The organism is Halobacteriovorax sp. RT-1-1, from assembly GCF_047085455.1.
Taxonomy (GTDB): domain Bacteria; phylum Bdellovibrionota; class Bacteriovoracia; order Bacteriovoracales; family Bacteriovoracaceae; genus Halobacteriovorax_A.
Genome location: NZ_JBKIXZ010000001.1, coordinates 1,457,467 through 1,478,651 on the forward strand (window position 1 = coordinate 1,457,467; position 21,185 = coordinate 1,478,651).

The window sequence follows — 21,185 nt, forward strand, 5'->3', positions numbered from 1 at the left end:
ACCTTGTGGGCTATGTGAGGGAGCATTAGGCTCCCTCATATGTGTCGAGTGCTATTTACGTGTAGCTTTCTTGGCCGTTTTCTTTGGGGCCGCTTTTTTTGCAGCTGCTTTCTTTGGGGCAGCTTTTTTTGCAACGGCTTTCTTAGGAGCAGCTTTCTTTGTCGTTGCCTTTTTTGTTGTAGCTTTCTTTGCCGCCGCTGTTTTAGCAGCAACATTTTTCTTAACTACTTTCTTGGCCGTTTTGGCCTTCTTCTTAATTGTTGCCTCGGCTTCTTTCACTTTTTTAGTTGCCGTCTTCTTGGCCTTTTTCATTTCATCTTTTAGATATTTATCAAGGCTCTTTTGAAGCTTTTGAACATCTTTGATGTGTCCATCGAGATATTTCTTTGCGGCCTTAACTTCTTTTTGAATTGTTGTGTCCACAAATTTTTCAACTTTTTTCTTTTCTTTCTGAAGTGTGAGAACAACTTTTCTAACGTCTTTATCAACAACGTTGCGAGCTTCTTTCTCAACTTGACCAATAAAGTTCATCACATTTTTTTCCACTTCTTTTACCGATTTATTTGTAATAACATTATCAACCATTGCTTTTACATCGTCGAAAGAACTCATTACCTTTTCAAAAGTCTTATTCATTTTCTCTTATCTCCCTAAACCTATTAGACTAAATTAAAATCAACCTTCTTACATATCGGCACGCGTCTCCCAAAACCAAAGCTTTTATCTTTAAGTTTCAAAATAGGACAGAACTGCTGCCTTTTATACTCACTATTTAATATTAGTTTGATGACTCTTTCAACTTCAGTTTTGTTTAACCCAAGCTTAAGAAGATCTTCCATATCGTAGCGATAAGAAAGGTATGATTCCAATATCATATCGAGGGTATCGTATGGAGGTAAAGAATCTTCATCTTTTTGTTCTTCCCTAAGCTCCGCACTTGGAGGGCGTTCGATTACAGCCGTTGGAATGATATTATTAAAGTTTTTATTAATATGTCTTGAAAGAGCAAATACTTCACTTTTATACAGATCCCCAAGAATGCTTAAGGCACCTACTGAGTCACCATATAGAGTCGAGTAGCCAACAGCAATTTCTGATTTATTAGAAGTATTGATTACCATTGCTCCTGTCTGATTTGAGCGAGCATAGAGTAGTGCCCCTCTTAAGCGAGACTGTATATTTTCATCAGCTAGCCCTGTTAAAGGGTCTAGAGAGTCTTGGAATAAGTTTTGCACTGATGAGTGAAGAAACTTGATTGGTACACTGTGAAGCTTCACACCAAGATTCTTACATAGCTCCTCACTGATTTCCCAGCTAAGTCCTGCTGAGAACTTAGAAGGCATGTAAATGGCCTCAACTTCTTGACCTGGGCGAAGGAATAATTTCACTAGTGTTAGAACAAGTGCAGAGTCAATCCCTCCAGAAAGGGCCACTAGGAATTTATTCATACCACACTTTCTGGCATAGTCCTGAAGACCTAAATTAATTGCTCCTAAAATAGCATCTAAATTTTCTTCTGTAAGAGGTCTTAGCCTTGCTCCATTTACAGTTTCTTCTATCTGAGGACCAAATAGAGACTCCCAAGAGTGGGCACCTTGAGGTGCATCTCCAAGATTTTTCATTTCTACTGCTGGCCCTACTTCAACTTCCATCACATCCGAAACAAAAGACTTTGCCTTGGCCACAACAGTCGTTTCATTAACAACAAAACTAGCACCATCAAAGATGATCTCATCTTCTGCTCCAACTTTATTGACATAGTAAAAAGGCACATTGAAGACTTTCGATATCTCGCTTGCACGCTTTAGGCGCTTTTGCTCCTTATCAATATTCCAAGGTGAAGCACTTAAGTTGATAACACCATTTAGAAATTTACCTTGAGCTTTATCCATAAGGAGTTGAAGTGGATCTATCGAATACTGTTTCGAGTGCCACATATCCTCACAGATTAATAGACCAAAGTTATAGTCACCAAGACTCCAAATTGTCGCAGAGTCTCCAGGTGTATAGTATTTTGTTTCGTCAAAAATATCGTATGCTGGCAGAAGACATTTCTTATAAATATCATTCAGGTTGGCATCTTTTGTGACCTCAAATATCACATTGTAGATATGTGAAGGGATCTGTGTTTTTTCATCAAAGTCATAGCGAATTCCGCCAATTAGAAGAGCTGTTTGATCCTCAAATTTGATCTTAGAAAATAATTGCTTAAGGGCATCAAGTAATTCGTGATATTCGCGAATAAATGTTTTTTGTAGAACTAAATCTTGAAGCGGATAGCCTGTTAAATACGTTTCTGGGAAGATGTGAATTTTGTTTTGAAAGTCCTGAGAATGAACGAGATTCTCTATGTATTTGTAAATTTGTGTAAAGTTGCCAATGGTGTGATCAGTTTGATGAATGACTATTTGCATTGCGTCGTCTCTATGTTAATAATATTAGTTAAATACTGGTAATTAATGGACTTTATAGCATGTTTGCATATATAAGGTCTATATCATCATTTAAGTATATTAAAGAGGTTGAAATTGTCTAATTCACATAAAGTAATTGTTATTGGTGCGGGTATGGCAGGTAGTGAATCTGCTAACTTTTTAGCTAGTCATGGGGTTGAAGTTATTCTTGTTGAAAACAAGACGATCCAGAAAAACCCAGCACAAAAAATTGATTCTTTTGCCGAATTAGTTTGTACAAACTCACTTAAATCAATGAGTCCAGCTTCAGGTCATGGACTTCTAAAATATGAAATGGATGCCCTTGGTTCAATCATTCTTGATTCTGCAAGAAAGCACGCCGTGCCTGCTGGAGATGCTCTTGCAGTAGATCGTGAAGGTTTTTCGGCCGAAGTAACTGAGCGTCTTCACGCAAATGAGAAAATAACTATTGTAGCTCAAGATGCTTCTGATCCACAGGCCCTTATGGCCGAATATCAAGCTGATGCGTGTATTATCGCTTCAGGACCTCTGACAACAGAAGGACTTTCTAATTGGATTGTAAAGAATATTTCAAATGATGATTTCTACTTCTACGATGCTATTGCACCTGTTGTTGACGGAGACAGCCTCGATTATTCAAAACTTTACTACAAAGACCGCCACAAGCCGGTTAGTGAGGAAGAAGGAGAGGAAGCTGATTACTTAAACGCACCAATGAATAAAGAGCAGTACGAAGCATTCGTTGCTGAGCTTGTTGCTGCTGAAAAAGTTCCTGCCCAAAATTTTGAAGATTATAAATTCTTCGAATCATGCCTGCCTGTTGATATCATGGCAGAGCGTGGAGTTGATACAGCACGCTTCTCATGTATGAAGCCTATTGGACTTGAGCTTCCAGATGGATCTCTTCCATATGCATGTGTTCAGCTTAGACGTGAAAATCTTCTTGGATCGGCCTTTAATATGGTTGGATTCCAAACTCGTCTAAAATACCCTGAGCAAACAAGAGTATTTAGAAAGATTCCTGGTTTTGAAAATGCAAGTTTCCTGCACCTAGGTTCTGTTCATAGAAATTCATTTATCAACTCAAGAACGCTGCTTGATTTTGATTTAAGTGTTAAGAAAATCCCAAATATCTACTTTGCTGGTCAAATCACTGGTGTTGAGGGCTATACTGAATCTGCATCAATGGGACAGTATGTGGCACTTCAATTACTAAAGAAGTTAAGAGGTGAGGAAGTTAAACAATTTCCTGTTGAGACTGGATTAGGTGCCTTAGTTAATTATATTATGACTGTACCAAAACCTACGCCTTCAAATATTAACTTTGGACTTCTTCCTCCTGTTACTTTAACAAAGGAACAAAGACGTGATCGAAAAAACCGCAAGAAAGTTAAGAAGCAATTGGCCGCAGATCGCGCAAAATTAGTTTTTGATGAATTCATGAGTGGGTACTTTACGAAGTGAAAGGTTTAGTTTTTATTCTCATTGCTTGCTTTATTTGGGCGCTGGATACGCTTATTCGTTATCCACTGCTTTATAAGTACAATAGTAGTGAGATCATTGTATTTGGTGAGCACCTTTTCTTAACAATCCTCTTCTTGCCAACACTTTATATGGCCAGAAAGAAGATCGTGAAAATGAAGCCATTTGAAATGCTTTGCTTTTTTATGATTGGTGCCATGGGCTCGGCAATCGCAACATTAACTTTTACAAAGTCATTTGCTCTTTTAAATCCATCGCTTGTTATTCTATTACAAAAACTTCAACCATTTATAGCGATAAGTCTTGCTTATCTTATTTTAAAAGAGCGTATCACAAAGCGTTTTCTATTATGGGCAGCTGTCTCTTTATTTGGTGCGATACTTATTAGTTATCAAGACATTAATAGTGCCATTAATTTAATTAAAGCTGGCCAGGTTAGTTTTGATCGCTCGTCTCTGTATGGACTTTGTCTTGCCCTCGTCTCTGTTATTAGTTGGGGGAGTGCGACTGTCTTTGGCAAGTATCTTATGAAGAGCAATTGGATTGAAAAAGAAGTTATGTCTTTGCGCTTTGTCGTAGGATTAATGGCAATTATTCCTTTTATGATAGCAAGTGGCACCGGGCTTAATTTTCCAATTGAGCTATGGGGAAAAGTTAGTATCTTGGCCCTGATCTCGGGGATCTTTGGAATGTATTTCTACTACAAAGGGCTTGGCCAAGTTTCAGCTAAGGTTTGTACAATTGCAGAGATGTCATTTCCATTTTTTGCAGTCATAATCAACTGGGTAGCCCTTGATCAAAGACTTACTGTCGTTCAGCTTTTGGGTGGAGCATTTTTACTGCTCGGATCGACGATGCTACAATTGGCCAATAGAAAACACGAATTAAATGTACAAGTAAATTAAATATATCAGGAGTTTAGATGAACCAATTACCAATGGACCATAAGGGGAAGAATTTTTTAATCGCAGGTGCTGCTGGCTTTGTTCCTTCAACTGTCGCTCAGCTTTATCTTGAAAAAGGTGCAACTGTTTATGGGTTAGATAATTTTATTACTGGTTCAAAGTCAAATATTGAGCTTCTATCTAAGTATGAAAACTTTCACTTCACAGAATGCGATATTATCAAGGGTCTTCCTGACTTTGGTGATGTGAAATTTGATTATATCCTATCTCTGGCTTCTCCTGCTTCTCCAATTGACTTCAAGGTCATTCCTCTTGAAATCATGATGGTAAACTCTATTGGAACTCAGCATTTGCTAGAGCTAGCTAAGGATCATGGTGCAAGATTTCTTGAAGCATCAACTTCTGAAGTCTACGGTGATCCTGAGATTCACCCACAAGTTGAAGACTATGTTGGTCATGTTAATCCAATTGGGCCAAGAAGCTGTTATGATGAAGCAAAACGCTACGCTGAAGCCTTAACTATGACTTATTACAGAAAGTACGAAGTCGATACTCGAATCATTCGTATCTTTAACACATATGGACCTCGTATGCGCCCTGATGATGGACGTGTTATTCCAAACTTTATTAACCAAGCGCTTGAAGGAGAAGATATCACTGTTTATGGTGATGGAAGTCAAACTCGCTCTTTCTGTTATGTAACTGATCTTGCAAATGCAATCGATCACGTTCTAATGCTTGGGGATCACATGCCATATAATATTGGAAACCCTGATGAGTATACAATTAAGGAAACTGGAGAGTTAATCGTTGATGCACTTGAGTCTTCTTCAAAACTTACTTATCAAGAATTACCAAAAGATGATCCAAAACGTAGAAGACCAGATATTAATCGTGTTATGAAACTAGGATACTTGCCAAAAGTTACTTTTGCGCAAGGGATTGAAGAAACTGCAAAATACTTTAGAGATATTAAAAAATAGGTATAGAGAAAATATATGTTAAAAGTTGTTGTTAGCTGTGATGCTGTCATTGAAAGAGATTATTATATTGAGTGTCTAGAAACCATCATGGGTGTTATCGGTGATAACGTTGAGCTCTACACTCTTGTTCATAGACAAGGTCAAGTTCTAGGACCTGTTGAACAAAGAAAGATTCATTCAACATTCTTAAATCGCTTTGTTAAGTCTTGGGAAGATTTAGTTGATAAATCTCACCTTGTTCACGGAGCTGCAAGAGGACTTTTTATTCCATGTAGTGTTGATCTAGTCGTTAATCTTTCTCGTGGGTTTTCTCAAGAAATCAAAATGTGTGATGACACTTATTTATTCACTTATTTTGTTGAAGATATCAATTCAATTAAAAAGAAGTCTTCATTCAAGGAATTCTTCTTTAAGGCCTTCACTCGTACTAAGCAGAGAAAGTATTTAAAAAGGGCCAATACTCTTTGGTCTAATGAAGAAGCTATTTTAGAAGAGTTTCCAAATGCTACTCAGGTTACACCGGCAATTGCATTAAAAGATTACAAGATCCTTCCTGAAGGAATGTTTAATCGAGACTACTTTCTAATTAACTGTGAGCCTCTGACGAGCTCTGAAGTTTATAAGATCATCGATATTTACGGTGATAAGAAGTTTAAGTTTATCGGAAAGCATGATCACTTAGGGATGTATGCGCAAAAGCATCCGGAGCTTTTCTTTGGAGATCGTTGTTCAGGTGAGTTAGCTCCTCTTTTAGCAGGTACTAAGTATCTGATCGATACAACAGATAAATTTCCTCACTTCTCTTTGAAAGCGTTAAGTTGTGGAAGACCTGTTCTTACAAATGGAAATAAGTTTTTACCATTTGGTGTAGGAGTTCATGAGCTTCCTGCTGATTACTTATCACTTAGATACCCTGTACAAGTAGGGATTCCTGATGAAGATCCTAAGAAGCGCCATGGGGTTTCAGCTAATTACGAAATGGTAAAATTTAAGCATATCTTTTTAAAGGAATTTAAGAGGATAAGTGATGAGATAGAAGCTAGTAAAGCTTCACAACAGTCTCTAAGAGATGACAGCTGCTGTGAAGCCTAATCAATTATTCTAGTGTCTTTTTTAATTTAATTACATTGTAACGATTTGAAATAATTTTCCACAGGGACAGCTTTGAGTCCTTGTGGATTGTTCCTTTATCTTCAATGATCTCGTCGTCATTTAATTGTTCAACAGCGTCTTCATTTACTGTAGGGTCATAATTAGAAAGCGCCATAACACCATCATCACTATCAAGTAAGTTCTCAAAACCATTTAATTGATTTTTAAGTTTATTTAGATAGTCTTTAGAGGCTGGGTCATAAGCTACAGCAAGTCCTTCTCCTGTTCCTTTTTCAAGCTCTTGAGAGTTCTTTGCAATATCTCTTGATGCATTTGTCCCACCGGCCCTTCTGTAATTCAGTGCCATTTGAACAGGGGATACGTGGCCAGCAAGAGTATCGGCAAGATATCTTTTATTCGCTGCTGGATTAAGAATCGCGTTGATTGCCTTCTTGGCCTTATCGTTTGTCTTGTCTGATTTTGCCAGTGCTTTTAGGACGCGATTAGCTGCTTTATTAATTTTAGCGGCATTATTATCAAGGGCCTCATTTACATATTTAGAATTTCCAGTCTTCTTTGTTTTGTTGTATCCGCCTTGTACTTCACTAAGTCCAATTGTATTTGCAAAAGTTTCACCAGTCGTTCCAAGAGATCCCATTTTAATATCAAGCTTTGGAATTGTTTTAAGTTTTTCTGACTTCACTTCATCAACATCAAATGTTTCTTGGTTATTATTCATTCCAAGTCCTTGAGCACCTGGTGTGGCCATAGCACTAGCAACTGATGTCTTCTGGCTTGAAGCAGGGTTGTATTGGTTATTATAGCGGGCCATAAGCTTCTTAAGAACAACCTCTGTCTTTTCTCTGGCGCTCTTTGCACTTTTGTGGGCCTTCTTTGCTGTCGATAGGGCCTGGTTTTCTAGCATAAGGGCCACTGCTCCTAGCCCTAGTACCCAGTAGGTACACGGATTTGAAGCTGGACAGCCAAAAATTGTAAGTGCAGCACAGATGGCCGCAATCGCTGTTGAGATTGTAATCATCATCATAATTCTCTTATGATGCTTCATTTTATCCTGGGCCGCCTTTTCCATATCTTTTAAAAGTTGAACTTCTGTTTCTAGAGCAACTCTTTGTGTTTGGTGGTTCCATGCTTTTTCATCGTTCTCATCAAGTTTAGCAAGAGCATCTTTATAACTTTTAAATTTTTTCTTATAACCATCACCCATGGCCGACATGAGAGCTACCGCAAGAATTATTGCACCTGAAAGCATGGCCCCAATTCCATCTGACTGGCACATTCCACCAAAAAGCAGAACACATCCTTGACCTACTTGTGCAGCGGCAGCAAGGTAGCTCATCGTATCAGATGCTCCTTTTGGTCCACTTGTCTTATGATTTGTAAAAAGCTTTGCATCAGCTTTTAGATCTTCCTGACATTTTTCATCGATCCCACAATTTTGGTATTCCATATTGTAGTTCTTATTATCATTAGCGCTTACACATTGTTCAAGGTGACAATTATAAACATTACCTCCATCACACTTCTGATTTGTACCATCGTGATAACAGTAATTCGGGTCAGATTTTTTTTGAACTTCTGTGCGGCCGTCTTCTTGTTCAGCTTGAGTTTGGACTTGTTCTTGTGACTGGGCCTGTGTGTTTACTTCAGTTTGTTCTTGCGCATAGGCCATCGGAGTCAAAAGCATCGACCATGATACAAGAGTTATAATTAACTTCTTTATAGTTATAAAATGTCCGCTTGCCATTTTCATAGCGATCTCCTCAGCTTATAAGAGTATTTTATCGAAATTAAGTTCATACCCTTAGTATTATATAAGATTTATTGCAATTTTAGATACTTAGGCATCTTTTACGCTTTTTTGGCCGTGTCTTTTTCGTGGCGTTTAGAACCTTTTCGCTCTCAATATTTAAAATTGTTCTAAGATTAGTCTTTTTGTTTAGAAAATGTGCAATGCTTATTTCTAAGTTGCTAGAATTGTATGAAATTTTTTGGCCTCTAGGTTGCTTATATATATGGAAATAAGAGCATGGGGGAAGAAGTGAAGAGAGTTTTATCTTTAATATTTATTTTGGCATTATCTACTCAAACATTTGGCCTATCTTTAGAAGAGTATAATACTCAAGTTGAAAAAATCAATGCGACAATCAAAGATGAACAGATGCGTTCGCTTGTAAAGCAAGAGCTTGCAAAGGAAATCGCAAAATCACTCAGTCCTAAAAAAGAGGAAGTGCAGGTACAAGAAGTAGTTGTCGAAGCACCAAAGCAGGAGTTAGATGCAACAACTCAACAGCTACATAATGATATAAATAGTACTAAAGTGATGATTGCCCCTGAGCTTGAAAGCAGTAAAGATAACCTAAAGGTTCAACTAGGAATTAGTGCTATTTCTTCGACTGTTGATTATTATGGCGCAGATTTACACTTAGTTGGTAGTGAGCTTGCTGTTAGTGGCGTTAAAAAAATAAATAATCATAAATTTCGTATTGGCCTTTCAATCCGTACAATGGAAGCAGATTCTATTACATTAGAAGATGGTTTTGATTATGATATTTTAAATGAGATTGAATATTCGGGTGCAGGAGTGAATTTATCTTATACATATATGCTTACTCGTGGGTTTGGTCTTGGTGCTTATTCTTCGTTCAACTATGGAGAGACTGATTTTTGTGATGGTGGCCAATGCTATAATTTAGATACAACAATTAGTGATCTTGGTGTGAGAATGGATTTTAAGATTGCAGCATGGAACCCATACTTAACATTAGGCTATTCTTTATATAATATTGATGGGTATAAGTTTGATGCGGCCACGGCGTACTTAGGGTTGCTTAACTTTGAGTTCTAGTGAGTTCTAGTGAATTTTAGGTAATTTTAGGAAATAGATGAATCAATTTGATCTCTTTGGTACAAATGAAAATGAAGAAGTCGTTTACGATCTAAAAGGTGGTACTGCGATTTACTATCCTAATTTCTTTGCAAAGACTAAGATTGAATTTGATGACTTGAGAAATTCAATTAAATGGCAAGAAGGTGAAATCACACTATATGGAAAAACACATGCAATACCAAGGCTCCATGCTTGGTATAGTGATGATAAGGAATATAGTTATTCTGGTGTAAAGCTTCCCCGTATCGACTGGAATGACAAACTTAGTGTTTTGAAAGAAGAGATCGAAAAGATAACGAAGCATCAATTCAATGGGTGTCTCTGTAACCTTTATCGAGATGGATCCGACTATGCAGCTTGGCATAGTGACGATGAGGCAAGCCTTGGAAGAAATCCAGTGATTGCATCGGCATCTTTCGGAGAGTCTCGTAAGTTTGTTTTAAAGCATCGCTTTGATAAGTCTATAGAAAAGGTTGAAATTAATTTGGAAGATAAAAGTCTTTTGATTATGAAAGGAGCACTTCAACATAATTGGAAACATCAACTCAATAAAACGGCAAAGCAAGTTGATGAAAGAATTAATTTAACTTTTCGCTATATCGTCGACTAGCTCTCCCACCTCTTTGAGCTCCAATCATAGAGCTGGTAAGGTGTGTAGCGAGACTTGTATTTCATAAATTCGTTTTCTTCAATCCAGTAACCGAGATAGTAATATTCAAGTCCCATATTCTTTGCATGGATAATTTCAGCAAGGGCGCCTAGATGCCCAAGACTCATTTTTTCAAAACTCGGATCGTAACAAAAGTAAACGCTACTTAAAGCATTTTGGGATTGCTCCAAAATTCCAAAAGCGATGAGTTTATTTTCGAAAAATATTTCGCTAAGAAGTTGAGTTCCTGTAAAGCGATAAAACGTTTCCTTAAATAGTAGTTCGTTATCAATAATTGTAGCATCGATACTGTCGACAAAGCGGTTTTGTCCATGCAGACGATAGATTTCAAAATGCTTTTGTCTATATAGCAGCGGTGAAAACTTAACCTGTAAACCTTTGTTATGATTTCTCTTTAAAAATTTTGACTGGTTTTTTGTGAGGGAAAAATTTTTTAACTCGACTCGTATTGGAATACATTTCTGACAATTTGGGCATAAAGGTCTAAAGATGAATTGACCAAATTTACGCCAGCCGCGCTCAAGTAGAAAGTCTAGTTCGGTATCACTTAACTCTGAACTAAAGAAGAACTCATGTTGTTCCATCTCTTCTTTTAAATATGGACATTGATCAAGATCGCTAATTCGAGGGCTTAGAATCATTTTCATTGAATCATGATAGCATTAAATAGGTCTTTGATGGAAGGCTTCTTGCTGTTTTATAAGCTCTTTTAATGGCGCTAAAAATTGTTTAACTTGTACTTCATTTATTTCACCAAGGACTTCAAGAGTTACAGCGATGGCCTCAAGTGTAGAGAGGTGAGTTTCACCACATGACTTTCGAATACTTTGATAGATTGTTTTCTGATCATCTAGCTCGAGGTGATAGCATGGTAGCTCACTTAGGGCCGGCCAAGTATGATAGATTTTTCTGGCCTTCTTCCACGTACCGTCAAGAACGACGATATTCTTGCTCTGAAGTAAGTGAATATTTTCAGCATTTAATGGGATTGAATTTTCATTTTTAAAAAGTAGAAATGGCCTTGTCTCTCTTATTTCTTGGATTCGTTCTTCTGTGATATTTTCACTTGAGACAAGTTCAATATCAGGTGCAACTAGCTTGGCCAACCTCGCTGTATTGAACGGATGAAGGGCCTCTTTTTCATCTTGGAAAATAATCAATTTATTTTTTAATGTCACATTTTCAATTGTGTGACATAGACACAGCCCTTGTGGACGTTGGCATTTTTGACAATGATTTCTCTTGGCCATAGTTTAGATATTTAGTTCTTTATTGTACTTATCCATTAAGATTGGCTTTCTGTAGTACATAATGAAATAGATAATTGGGTAAATGAGTAAATCAAATGCAAAATTTTCTGTTTTATATTTGATATTATCAGTGATCTTAGTTTTCCCATTTCCAATATCGCGAATATGATAAGTATGAATCCACATTGTGAAAGGAAATGGAGTTTCGATGGCCTCTGTTCGAATAATGATCCCATCAGAAGTTTCTTTCTTTTGAGTGACTTCGATTACCCAAGATTGGTAGTGGCCAAGGATCGAAGTAATTAGATGAGTCTGATCAGAAACTGAATTACCATCAAAGCGTGGGACTTCCAAATTGATAAATGGAGGTGTTGCTTCTTGCATAGTATCTGCATTGAAATTATTCAGAATTTCATCGACACTCGCATTTACAATGGTATTTATAACTAAACTCTTCATGTTCTAGAATTATACATCTGATCTTTATTTTACTCAATAAGCAGACTCTAATGTTTAAAAATAATTGAAAAACTTAACACAAAGTTAATTTTAACTGAGTTTGGAAATCTATAACTAACTTAAGTTGATGTGAATTGATTCATATGGCCAAATATAAGTACTGATGACTACCAAAATATTTTGGCAAGGAGTAATAATGAATTTAAAAGAAAGACTAAAGCTAGAAGAAAAAGAGGCCAAGGAGCTTGTGAAGGCTTATTGGCATTTTTCAAGGCCAAAGCCAAAGAAAACAGAAAAGACAAATGAGGATGATGAGGAAAAGCTGGGAAAGCAGGTGGGCCTAGTGCTGAACGAGTAAATGTAGTTCGTGATCTCGCGGAGAGACGTAAGCAGAAAGAGGCCTTAAAGAAAAAACAAGAAGAACTTAGAAAGAAAGCAGAAAAAGAGTTAGAAGAATTTGAAAAGTCTGGAGATAATTCTGATAAGAAGGTAGGTAACTAATCTCTACTTTAGTGCTTTTGTTACACAGTATGTAAGTCTCTTGTCTCCAGGGTTAAACTCTTGGAGGCAATTCTCATAAATTTTAGTCGATAATTCATCACAATTATCCATTCTCTCTTTAATACAATGGAATGAAATTAGTTGTTCAATCTCGATTCTCTGCTCATTAGGATCAACAGGAATTACTGGTGAAACTTTTTTAGGAGCAGGTTTCTGCCTTTTCGTTTTAATCGTGATTTTAGTGTCTCTGTGATAGCTGCGCTCTTGCTGTTTGCGCTTTTTAGTGATTTCTTCCCATTTTGCCGCACGAAGTTTCTTATAATAGAGTAGCTGCCTCTCTCTTTGAGTGAGAGGCTTCACTGGTTTTTGCTTCGTAGCACATGAAGTGAGTACTAATGCGATAATGGAAAATTTAAAAATCTTTAATTGCATCAACTAGGTTTTCGTCGTCAATAAATGGATTGCGACTATTTTGAATTTCATAGATTCTGTTATTAATACTTTCTTCAAAAGTATCAACAGGGTCTTCCTTGTGCCATTTTCTTAAATAGAATTCTTGGGCCTCATCAATTGGAAGATTATAGCGAGTTGAGAAGTAGAATAGTGCTCTTGCAATATTACCTCTGATTTCTTCTGGTGGTTCAAATGAAGTCGTTGTCTCATTCTCGTAGTTTACTTCTCCAATGTGAGAATCCTGACAATTTGAATTAACAACTCTACCAATTACTTCACCGAATGGGTGATTGCTGCGAGAAGAGTTAGCACGTGAGTTTGCTGGAAAAAGGTGGTGCAAATCATTTCTTTGAGTATTCTTATCTTCTCTTGGATTAAATCTTGATTGTGGCCAACTGTGTTCGCAGTTGATTACTTGATGATTTGGGATTTGCATTTTCCCAACACCATCTCTTTCAGTTACTTCTTGGTTGCAGTAAACATCTTTTACATAGAGACCTTTAGATGAAGTTTGTAGGTAAACATCACCGAAAAGATATTTTCTGGCCTCTTTATAATTTCTTGGTGTTCTTTGAAGATAACAATTTTTCTTACCTGAGCAATCAACTGCAAGTAAGTCATTTTTATTTGGTGTTCTAATATGAGCAGAAACCAATATTTCTCTAAGCTTTTCTTTTATCTTAAGAGAAGTATTTAAACTGTTCTTGTTGGCTTTTTTAAGAGTATTAGAGATGAACTGCGCTGTATCCTCTGGGTAGTAAGAGTGATTCGTCAGTTGAGTTGAGTTGTATGCAGCAGATGCGCTGAAACTCATTTGAATGTAAATAAACACCATAAGGTGACTAAGCTTAGTCATTTTAATTCCTTCCTTGGAATAGTTCTATGTTAACAAGAAAACATATCTTGGCCAATAAAAAAACCGAGCAAGAATTGGCCCATAAAAATTGTATCGGGGCAATTTAAGAAAAATAAAATTGTAAGTCTGCTCTCTATCGCATATGCGAATCTTGTGTTAAATTGAAAAGATATCATTCACCAGTTCAGATGTAAGAAAATTTATGAAAAGGAAATACTATGGCTGTATTGGCAAGTAAAATTATTGGAGTGGGTTCTTACGTACCACCACAAGTTTTTAAAAATTCAGATATCGAAGAGATGATGAATACTTCAAATGAATGGATCGTTCAGCGAACGGGAATTGAGCAGCGTCACTGGGTTGATGCAAAGACTTCAACTTCAGATCTTGCACTTAAGGCAAGTGAAGAGGCCATCGCAAATGCTGGCATCAAAAAAGAAGATATCGACATGATCATTTTAGCAACTTTATCTCCTGACTTTGACTTTCCAGGAACAGGTTGTTTTCTACAAGACAAGCTTGGTCTTTCAGAAATCCCTGCGATCGATATTCGTCAACAGTGTTCTGGTTTTCTTTATGCCATGACTGTTGCTGATAAATTTATCGTTAGTGGATCAAATAAGAATATTCTTGTTGTTGGTGCAGAAGTGCATTCAAAAGGTTTAGACCAAACTCCAGATGGACGTAATGTTTCTGTTCTTTTTGGTGATGGTGCTGGTGCAATTGTTATGAGTGCAACAGAAGTTAATGATAAGAAGACTGAGCCTTGTTTTATCGATGCTTCTCTTCACAGTGAAGGAAAGTATGCTAAGGAGCTTTGGCTTCCTGCTGCAGGAACTGGTTTTGATTCAACAGAAAGACTTTCTCAAGAAATGTTTGATGAAAAACTTCACTACCCACAAATGAATGGGAAGACTGTTTTTGTTCACGCTGTAAAAAGAATGACAGAAGCACTTTCAAAACTTATGGCCAAGAATGGTGTAAGCGTTGATGACGTTGATGTTTTCTTATTCCACCAAGCAAACTTAAGAATTAATTCTAAAGTTGCAGAGGTGATGGGAATTCCTGAAGAGAAAGTTTTCAATACAATTCAAAAATATGGAAATACAACTGCTGCGACAATTCCTTTGGGAATGCACGATGCAATGAAAGAAGGTGTACTTAAGCCAGGTATGCTTGTGGCAAGTGCTGCATTCGGGGCTGGCTTTACTTGGGCAGCTTCTCTTTATCGCGTCTAAGGGTGCCATCTAAGGGTGCCATGCACCTTTGGTTTCGCAACTGTTAAAAAGCCTCCGTACTGGAGGCTTTTTTATTTCTTATTTTTTAATTCTTTCATATGGTCAATGAATGCACGAAGGGTCGGGGACATATGCTTTCTATGTGGATAGTAGAGGTAGTAGCCAGAGCTTGTTGCGATATATTTTTCAAGAAGTAAAACAAGCTTTCCTTTATTGATATAATCTTGAACATTACCGCGCTCAGTGTAGATAATTCCCACATCTGAAAGTGCCGCTTCTCTAATATTTTCCGAGTTGTTTAAAATAATATTCCCATTTATTTTTACACTAAATTCTTTATTCTTTTCTTCAAACTCCCAACGCTCATAAATACTATTTCCACTTCCAAAACGGTGGCGAACACAATTATGTTCTAAAAGATCTTTAGGGTGCTTCGGAGTTCCATTTTCTTTTAAGTACTTTGGTGAAGCGACGGCGACAAACTCAATTGGCCCAAAAAGTTTTAAAGCAATTAGGTCTTTAGCTAAGATATCATCAATGCGAATTCCTGCATCAAAACCTTCATCGAATATATTTGTGGCCTGATCATCTGAGAAGATATCAATTGTGACATCAGGATATTTTTTTAAGAAGCTACTTATATGTTTAGAAATATAATAAGGATAAAAAACTCCAGGCATATTTAACTTAAGTGTACCAGTTGTCGACTTACCAAAGCTCTTTGCATTTTCTTGGGCAGTAATAATCTGCTCCATCGCTGGCCCTGCTTGATCAAGAAATATTCGCCCCGCTTGAGATAAACTAACACTTCTTGTTGTTCGAGTAAGAAGTGTTACTCCCATTTTTTCTTCCAAACTTGAAATCATTTTACTAATTGCTGGGGGAGAAACTTGTAGTTCTTCAGCGGCCGCACTAAAGCTTCTCTTTTCAGCAACGACTTTTAGAGCAATGAGCCCGTCAAATTGGTCCTTATTCATTAGTAACCCTTAGTTAATGATTCTTTAAGTATTGTGCCATTTATCGAAACAATTTTCTAGCCTAAAATCCATTTATAAACAAAAGGAGCTTGATGATGGAAGTCTTGAATCTAAAGAATGTATCGAAGTTTATGGTTATTGGCAGCTTGGCCTTCTTGGCGGCGTGCTCAAACCAAAAAATTAAGAAAGGAGATAAAATGAACTTAATTAAAGAATGGGATAAGACCTTTAAAAAGAGTGAACTTGTGGAACATAAGAAGGTGATTTTTAAAAATCGCTATAATATTGAACTTGTTGGAGACCTCTATATTCCAAAGAATACTAAAATTCAAAAGTTACCAGCACTTGCTGTTAGTGGCCCATTCGGTGCTGTCAAAGAACAGTCCTCTGGACTTTATGCTCAAGAGATGGCCGAGAAGGGTTTTGTCACTCTTGCATTTGATCCTTCATATACAGGGGAGAGTGGTGGTGAACCACGTAATTTAGCATCAGCAGAAATTAACACAGAAGACTTTAGTGCAGCTGTTGATTTTCTTGGTACGCGAGAATTCGTCGATCGTGAAAAAATAGGTGTGATAGGAATTTGTGGCTTTGGTGGTTTCGGATTAAGTGCTGCGGCCGTTGATAAGAGAATTAAAGCGGTTGTAACAACAAGTATGTATGATATGTCGGCGGCCATGGCAAATGGAGTTGGGAATACTTTAACAAAAGAAACTCGCACTCAGGCACTAGAGGCCTTAAGCAATCAAAGATATGCTGACTTTGAAAAAGATGCACCAACTGTTGGTCCACGTAATTTACCAGAGACTCTTTCTAAAGATGATAATATTGTTATAAAGAGATTCTTTGATTACTACCGTACAGATCGTGGTTATCACGCTAGATCAATTAACTCGACAACTGGTTGGTCAGCAACTTCACCACTTTCATTTATGAACTTTCCTTTGCTAACTTATGTTAATGAGATTTCACCTCGTCCAATTCTCATTATTGCAGGGGAAGAGGCACACTCACTTTACTTCAGTAAGGACGCTTATGCAGCAGCCGCTGAACCAAAGGAGCTTATGGTTATGCCTGGTGTGAACCACGTTGATCTTTATGATAAGAAAGATATTATCCCGTTTGAAAAAATCACAAAATTCTTTCAGGATAATTTAAAATAGTCTCCAGACTTCTTGACCTCAACCTAGGTTGAGGTCTTATTATGACGTATGCTTAAACGTACATTATCAAGGAGAAGTTAAAATGGAACATAAGTTACCTGAATTACCATGGTCAAAAGATGCACTAGCACCTCATATCTCGGCCGAAACAATTGATTTTCATTACGGCAAACATCACAACGCATATGTAACAAAACTTAATGCGGCCATCCCTGGAACTGAGTTTGAAAATATGTCACTTGAAGAAATCATTATGAACTCTAAAGGTGGACTATTCAATAATGCAGCTCAAGTTTGGAATCACTCATTCTACTGGAATTGTCTTGCACCAAATGCTGGCGGAGAAGCAAGTGGTGCTGTTGCAGAAGCGATTAATGCAAAATGGGGTTCATTTGATAAATTTAAAGAAGAATTTTCTAACACTGCTGCAACCAATTTTGGCTCTGGTTGGACATGGTTAGTGAAGAACAAGAGTGGAGAACTTGAAATCGTAAATACAGATGATGCTGAGACTCCTATGACTTCAGGTCTAAAAGCTCTTCTTACAATTGATGTATGGGAACATGCTTATTATGTGGACTACAGAAATGCAAGGCCATCATATATTGATGCGTTCTGGAATCTCGTTAATTGGGATTTTGTAAATTCTAATCTTTAATTAAAATGAAGGCCCTTATAGCAAGGGCCTTTTTATTTGGAAGTTATGGTAGGTATGCGCCACCACAAACAGGTTGGTATGTACCATTTATGTGTGAGCTTTTCTCACTCGCTAGAAAAGCAACAGTGTTTGCAACATCTTCGGGCTGAGCATTTCTTTGTGTCGGCGTTAAAGAAGCTAGATAGTCTTTAAAGTCACTTGGTGCATCTTTTGTCGCTTCAGTCTCAACAAAACCTGGAGCTACAATATTAGATGTAATCTTATGAGGCCCAAGCTCTTGTGCTAGATATTTACTAAAGCTATCAAGTGCTCCTTTTGCTGAACCATGTGCAATAAATGCAGGCATAGGTGATTCAGAAAGAGTACTTGAAATAAAGATCAAGCGTCCAAAGCGATTCTTTTTCATTTGTGCTGCTGCAATTTTTGCAGTGATATATGAAGCACGCATTTCATCATTAAGCTTTTGAGAAAATTCATCCCAGCTTTGTTCAAGAAATGGCTTTGCTGTAAAGTTCATATTTGCATTTGATACAAGAATTGAAACCGGTCCATGATCCTTTTCAATTTTATCAAACATGGCCTGTATTTGTGTTTCATCACGTACGTCAGCTTGAATTGGGTAAGCTTCGCCACCTTTAGAAATGATTTCATTTGCAAGCTCTTGCGCGATCTTTTCGCTATTTACATAATTGATAAATACTCTGTGTCCATCAGCAGCTAAAGCTCTTACAGTCGCTGCTCCGATCCCGCGAGCTCCACCTGTTACTAGTGCGTTCTTCATTCAATCTCCTTTTATTTCATATTGACGTTTAATTGTGTTAATATTCTAAAACCTCAAGTTAGCTTGAGGTCAATAGGAGATTTTATGGCCGAGTTAAATGAATATTTATCTGTTGGAGAACTCAGTAAAAGAAGTGGAGTTTCTATTTCTGCGATTCACTTTTACGAGTCAAAGAACTTACTAAGATGCCATCGTAATAAAGGTAATCAAAGGCGTTTCCATCGTCGTGAACTTCGTATTCTTAGTTATCTAAAGGTTGCACAACGTATTGGTCTAAGTCTAGAAGAGATAAGAGAAGCATTTAAAAGCATTGAGAATAAAGAGAATCTCACTGCTAGTGATTGGAAGAAACTTGGCCGTAGTTGGCAAAAGGTTTTAGATGAACGTCTTCAGTTAATTGAAAGAACAAAGTCACAGCTTGGATATTGTATTGGTTGTGGTTGTTTGTCTTTAAAAGATTGTCCTTTACGTAACCCTGATGATGAACTTGGTCAGGAAGGAACTGGGCCACGTCTTCTAATGAAAGATTAGTAAGTGATAGTTAATGATTCATAAACTATAGTGTCATTTATTGAAACAATAATTTATCCCATAATTGATTTAAATAATAATTCAATGTGGAGATCAATTATTCGTGTTAAATCAAAATAAAAATTCATGGGGAGCTATCTGGGCCATGACTCTTGGGATCTCAAGTGTCATGATTGCAGAATTTCTACCTGTAGGCCTCTTAACTCCTATGGCCAAGGATCTTGCTATAAGTGAAGGTTTTGCTGGGCAAACCATTACTGTTACTTCCATTTTTGCAGTTTTAACGAGTTTAACGATATCTTATGTGACTAGAAAGGTTGGCCGTAAAAACTTACTGATAAGCTTATCAGCACTAGTTGCTATTTCATCTGCTATCGTTTCGCTTTCCCCTAATCTTGTGATTCTTCTTTTCGGTAGAGGACTTTTAGGGATTTCTCTCGGTGGAATATGGTCAATGGCCGCTGCCCTTGCAACACGTCTTGTTTCCAAGGATAATCTTCCTAAGGCCCTTTCAATTATTTTTGGAGGTGCTTCATTCTCAACGATGCTGGCCGCACCTCTTGGAAGCTTTCTTGGCCAATACTTGCACTGGCGTACGATTTTTCTCATTGATTCATTAATAGCAATTATCTCAATGATTTGGCTTTTTAATAGTATGCCAACTCTAGCGGCAAATTCTAAGGTTAAGTTCAAAACAATTTTTAAAACTTTATCAAGGCCTTCGGTCAAAGTCGGTTTGCTTGCTGTCGCTTTAACTTTTTGTGGACGATTTGCAACGATCACATATATGAGACCCTATCTTGAAAGTACGATAGGCCTTGATGTAAAGGGGATATCGTTAGTCTTCCTTCTCTTTGATGCTGCCTATTTTATTGGAACATTTATTGCCGCTGAAATAGTAAAAAGAAGTTTAACTTTTGCATTAAGTGTTTTTCCATTATTACTTGCTCTCGCTTCACTTGCACTCGCATTTAATGAAACGAGTGCTATCGAGGCCGGAGTATTAATTTTCTTATTGGGGATTTCTTTTGCTCCCATTCCTGTCGGTTGGTCGACATGGGGGACAAAGATTGCACCTGATGATACGGAATCAATCGGTGGTCTTTATGTTGCCTCAGTGCAAACAGCTGCTGGAATAGGAGCTTTTGCTGGAGGAATTCTTTACGATAAAAGTGGTTCATTTGCAGTCTTTTCAATGAGCAGTTTGTTCTGGTTTGTCTCTGCAATACTTACTTTCTTATTTGTAAAAACCGTTTTTAATAAAAATGAAGATGAAGTTGTTGAAAATGTCATCGCATAATAATCTTGGAGGTTAGTCATGAAAAATGGATTTGTTTTAACTTTAATTTTGTCTCTAGGGCTTATGAGCTGTTCAGGTATTACAAATGCCAATGGTGAAGCTCAAGGCGAAAAGAAACTTATGGAAATCACACCAACTAATAAGACCATTAAGTTTGATAGTAGCTCTCCTGTCTTTACTGGTAATGTACTTCTTAGACCTCTTTTTGAAACTCATGACACTTCAGATTTAACTGGTGGTGAAGTGACTTTTTCAAAAAATGCAAGATCCGCTTGGCATACACACCCGAAAGGACAACTTCTTGTTGTCACAAAGGGACAGGGAGTTGTTCAGCAATGGGGTGAAAAAGCGCGAGTCATGAAGGCCGGTGATATTGTATGGACTCCAGCAGGAGTTAAGCATTGGCATGGAGCCGATAATAAAAATACAGTCACTCACTTGGCTTTACAAGAAAAGAAGAATGGTAAAAATGTCATTTGGATGGAAAGAGTTAGTGATAAGCAATATAAGGATGGGCTTAGGGGCATTAGGAGTAAGAAGTAA

At 37.3% G+C, this 21,185-nt stretch carries 23 protein-coding genes; 13 read left to right on the top strand and 10 right to left on the bottom strand.

Going from position 1 to position 21,185, the window contains the following annotated elements:
- Window positions 1–51 precede the first annotated feature (51 nt).
- Both ACMAWV_RS07190 and ACMAWV_RS07195 read right to left on the bottom strand, forming a co-directional pair.
- A complete protein-coding gene (locus ACMAWV_RS07190; protein WP_412469666.1) occupies window positions 52–636 on the bottom strand; it encodes a hypothetical protein in 585 nt (194 codons plus the stop codon).
- 23 nt (window positions 637–659) lie between these two features.
- Window positions 660–2,414, bottom strand: coding sequence for an NAD+ synthase (locus tag ACMAWV_RS07195; RefSeq protein ID WP_412469665.1), 1,755 nt, complete (start codon window positions 2,412–2,414; stop codon window positions 660–662).
- Between the two features lie 114 nt (window positions 2,415–2,528).
- Here ACMAWV_RS07195 and trmFO point away from each other — a divergent pair, with 114 nt between their 5' ends.
- The 4 genes from trmFO to ACMAWV_RS07215 are packed head-to-tail and all read left to right on the top strand — an operon-like array spanning window position 2,529 to window position 6,897.
- Window positions 2,529–3,899, top strand: coding sequence for a methylenetetrahydrofolate--tRNA-(uracil(54)-C(5))-methyltransferase (FADH(2)-oxidizing) TrmFO (gene trmFO / locus ACMAWV_RS07200; protein ID WP_199177528.1), 1,371 nt, complete (start codon window positions 2,529–2,531; stop codon window positions 3,897–3,899).
- Window positions 3,896–4,822 carry a DMT family transporter gene (locus ACMAWV_RS07205; RefSeq protein ID WP_412469664.1) on the top strand — a complete coding sequence of 309 codons (927 nt, stop codon included), beginning with the start codon at window positions 3,896–3,898 and terminating at the stop codon, window positions 4,820–4,822. Before trmFO ends, ACMAWV_RS07205 begins: the two co-directional genes overlap by 4 nt.
- A 17-nt stretch (window positions 4,823–4,839) precedes the next feature.
- On the top strand, window positions 4,840–5,805 hold the full coding sequence (locus ACMAWV_RS07210; RefSeq protein WP_103217517.1) for an NAD-dependent epimerase/dehydratase family protein: 966 nt from the start codon (window positions 4,840–4,842) through the stop codon (window positions 5,803–5,805).
- Between the two features lie 15 nt (window positions 5,806–5,820).
- Window positions 5,821–6,897, top strand: a complete 1,077-nt coding sequence (locus ACMAWV_RS07215; protein WP_392991606.1) for a hypothetical protein — start codon at window positions 5,821–5,823, stop codon at window positions 6,895–6,897.
- 4 nt (window positions 6,898–6,901) lie between these two features.
- Here ACMAWV_RS07215 and ACMAWV_RS07220 read toward each other — a convergent pair whose 3' ends face one another.
- Window positions 6,902–8,668 (bottom strand): hypothetical protein, encoded by a 1,767-nt coding sequence (locus ACMAWV_RS07220; protein ID WP_412462722.1) that lies wholly within the window; start codon window positions 8,666–8,668, stop codon window positions 6,902–6,904.
- 288 nt (window positions 8,669–8,956) lie between these two features.
- On the opposite strand from ACMAWV_RS07220, the gene ACMAWV_RS07225 reads away from it, so the two are divergent.
- The gene (locus ACMAWV_RS07225) at window positions 8,957–9,763 is read left to right on the top strand and encodes a hypothetical protein (RefSeq protein WP_392991608.1); all 807 of its coding nucleotides are present in this window, start codon (window positions 8,957–8,959) and stop codon (window positions 9,761–9,763) included.
- A gap of 37 nt (window positions 9,764–9,800) precedes the next feature.
- Window positions 9,801–10,415 carry an alpha-ketoglutarate-dependent dioxygenase AlkB family protein gene (locus ACMAWV_RS07230; protein ID WP_412462721.1) on the top strand — a complete coding sequence of 205 codons (615 nt, stop codon included), beginning with the start codon at window positions 9,801–9,803 and terminating at the stop codon, window positions 10,413–10,415.
- Here ACMAWV_RS07230 and ACMAWV_RS07235 read toward each other — a convergent pair.
- The 3 genes from ACMAWV_RS07235 to ACMAWV_RS07245 are packed head-to-tail and all read right to left on the bottom strand — an operon-like array spanning window position 10,412 to window position 12,184.
- Complete coding sequence (locus ACMAWV_RS07235) at window positions 10,412–11,122, bottom strand: arginyltransferase (RefSeq protein WP_412469663.1); 711 nt, start codon at window positions 11,120–11,122, stop codon at window positions 10,412–10,414. The genes ACMAWV_RS07230 and ACMAWV_RS07235 overlap by 4 nt on opposite strands.
- A 15-nt stretch (window positions 11,123–11,137) precedes the next feature.
- A complete protein-coding gene (locus ACMAWV_RS07240) occupies window positions 11,138–11,725 on the bottom strand; it encodes a tRNA-uridine aminocarboxypropyltransferase (protein WP_412469662.1) in 588 nt (195 codons plus the stop codon).
- 3 nt (window positions 11,726–11,728) lie between these two features.
- Window positions 11,729–12,184: a hypothetical protein gene (locus ACMAWV_RS07245; protein WP_103217510.1), complete on the bottom strand. Its 456-nt coding sequence runs from the start codon at window positions 12,182–12,184 to the stop codon at window positions 11,729–11,731.
- A gap of 196 nt (window positions 12,185–12,380) precedes the next feature.
- On the opposite strand from ACMAWV_RS07245, the gene ACMAWV_RS07250 reads away from it, so the two are divergent.
- On the top strand, window positions 12,381–12,542 hold the full coding sequence (locus ACMAWV_RS07250; RefSeq protein WP_158246838.1) for a hypothetical protein: 162 nt from the start codon (window positions 12,381–12,383) through the stop codon (window positions 12,540–12,542).
- A gap of 146 nt (window positions 12,543–12,688) precedes the next feature.
- On the opposite strand, the gene ACMAWV_RS07255 is transcribed toward ACMAWV_RS07250, so the two are convergent.
- The gene (locus tag ACMAWV_RS07255) at window positions 12,689–13,117 is read right to left on the bottom strand and encodes a hypothetical protein (RefSeq protein WP_412462719.1); all 429 of its coding nucleotides are present in this window, start codon (window positions 13,115–13,117) and stop codon (window positions 12,689–12,691) included.
- Entirely contained in the window at window positions 13,098–13,994 is an 897-nt protein-coding gene (locus ACMAWV_RS07260; RefSeq protein ID WP_412469661.1) for an endonuclease I family protein, read from the bottom strand. Before ACMAWV_RS07260 ends, ACMAWV_RS07255 begins: the two co-directional genes overlap by 20 nt.
- A 218-nt stretch (window positions 13,995–14,212) precedes the next feature.
- Between ACMAWV_RS07260 and ACMAWV_RS07265 the strand changes: the two genes are divergently transcribed.
- Window positions 14,213–15,232 (top strand): 3-oxoacyl-ACP synthase III family protein, encoded by a 1,020-nt coding sequence (locus ACMAWV_RS07265; protein WP_412462718.1) that lies wholly within the window; start codon window positions 14,213–14,215, stop codon window positions 15,230–15,232.
- 71 nt (window positions 15,233–15,303) lie between these two features.
- Here the strand turns inward: ACMAWV_RS07265 and ACMAWV_RS07270 are convergent, their stop codons facing one another.
- Window positions 15,304–16,209, bottom strand: coding sequence for a LysR substrate-binding domain-containing protein (locus ACMAWV_RS07270; RefSeq protein ID WP_412462717.1), 906 nt, complete (start codon window positions 16,207–16,209; stop codon window positions 15,304–15,306).
- Window positions 16,210–16,304: 95 nt separating this feature from the next.
- Between ACMAWV_RS07270 and ACMAWV_RS07275 the strand changes: the two genes are divergently transcribed.
- Window positions 16,305–17,372 carry an alpha/beta hydrolase gene (locus ACMAWV_RS07275; RefSeq protein WP_412469660.1) on the top strand — a complete coding sequence of 356 codons (1,068 nt, stop codon included), beginning with the start codon at window positions 16,305–16,307 and terminating at the stop codon, window positions 17,370–17,372.
- Between the two features lie 82 nt (window positions 17,373–17,454).
- A complete protein-coding gene (locus ACMAWV_RS07280) occupies window positions 17,455–18,030 on the top strand; it encodes a superoxide dismutase (protein ID WP_412462715.1) in 576 nt (191 codons plus the stop codon).
- A gap of 43 nt (window positions 18,031–18,073) precedes the next feature.
- Here ACMAWV_RS07280 and ACMAWV_RS07285 read toward each other — a convergent pair whose 3' ends face one another.
- Window positions 18,074–18,811, bottom strand: coding sequence for an SDR family NAD(P)-dependent oxidoreductase (locus ACMAWV_RS07285; protein ID WP_412462714.1), 738 nt, complete (start codon window positions 18,809–18,811; stop codon window positions 18,074–18,076).
- Window positions 18,812–18,895: 84 nt separating this feature from the next.
- Between ACMAWV_RS07285 and soxR the strand changes: the two genes are divergently transcribed.
- The 3 genes from soxR to ACMAWV_RS07300 all read left to right on the top strand — a co-directional run bounded on the left by soxR (window position 18,896) and on the right by ACMAWV_RS07300 (window position 21,185).
- Window positions 18,896–19,342, top strand: coding sequence for a redox-sensitive transcriptional activator SoxR (soxR, locus tag ACMAWV_RS07290; RefSeq protein ID WP_393090599.1), 447 nt, complete (start codon window positions 18,896–18,898; stop codon window positions 19,340–19,342).
- Between the two features lie 103 nt (window positions 19,343–19,445).
- The gene (locus ACMAWV_RS07295; protein ID WP_412469659.1) at window positions 19,446–20,642 is read left to right on the top strand and encodes an MFS transporter; all 1,197 of its coding nucleotides are present in this window, start codon (window positions 19,446–19,448) and stop codon (window positions 20,640–20,642) included.
- 18 nt (window positions 20,643–20,660) lie between these two features.
- Entirely contained in the window at window positions 20,661–21,185 is a 525-nt protein-coding gene (locus tag ACMAWV_RS07300; RefSeq protein WP_412469658.1) for a cupin domain-containing protein, read from the top strand.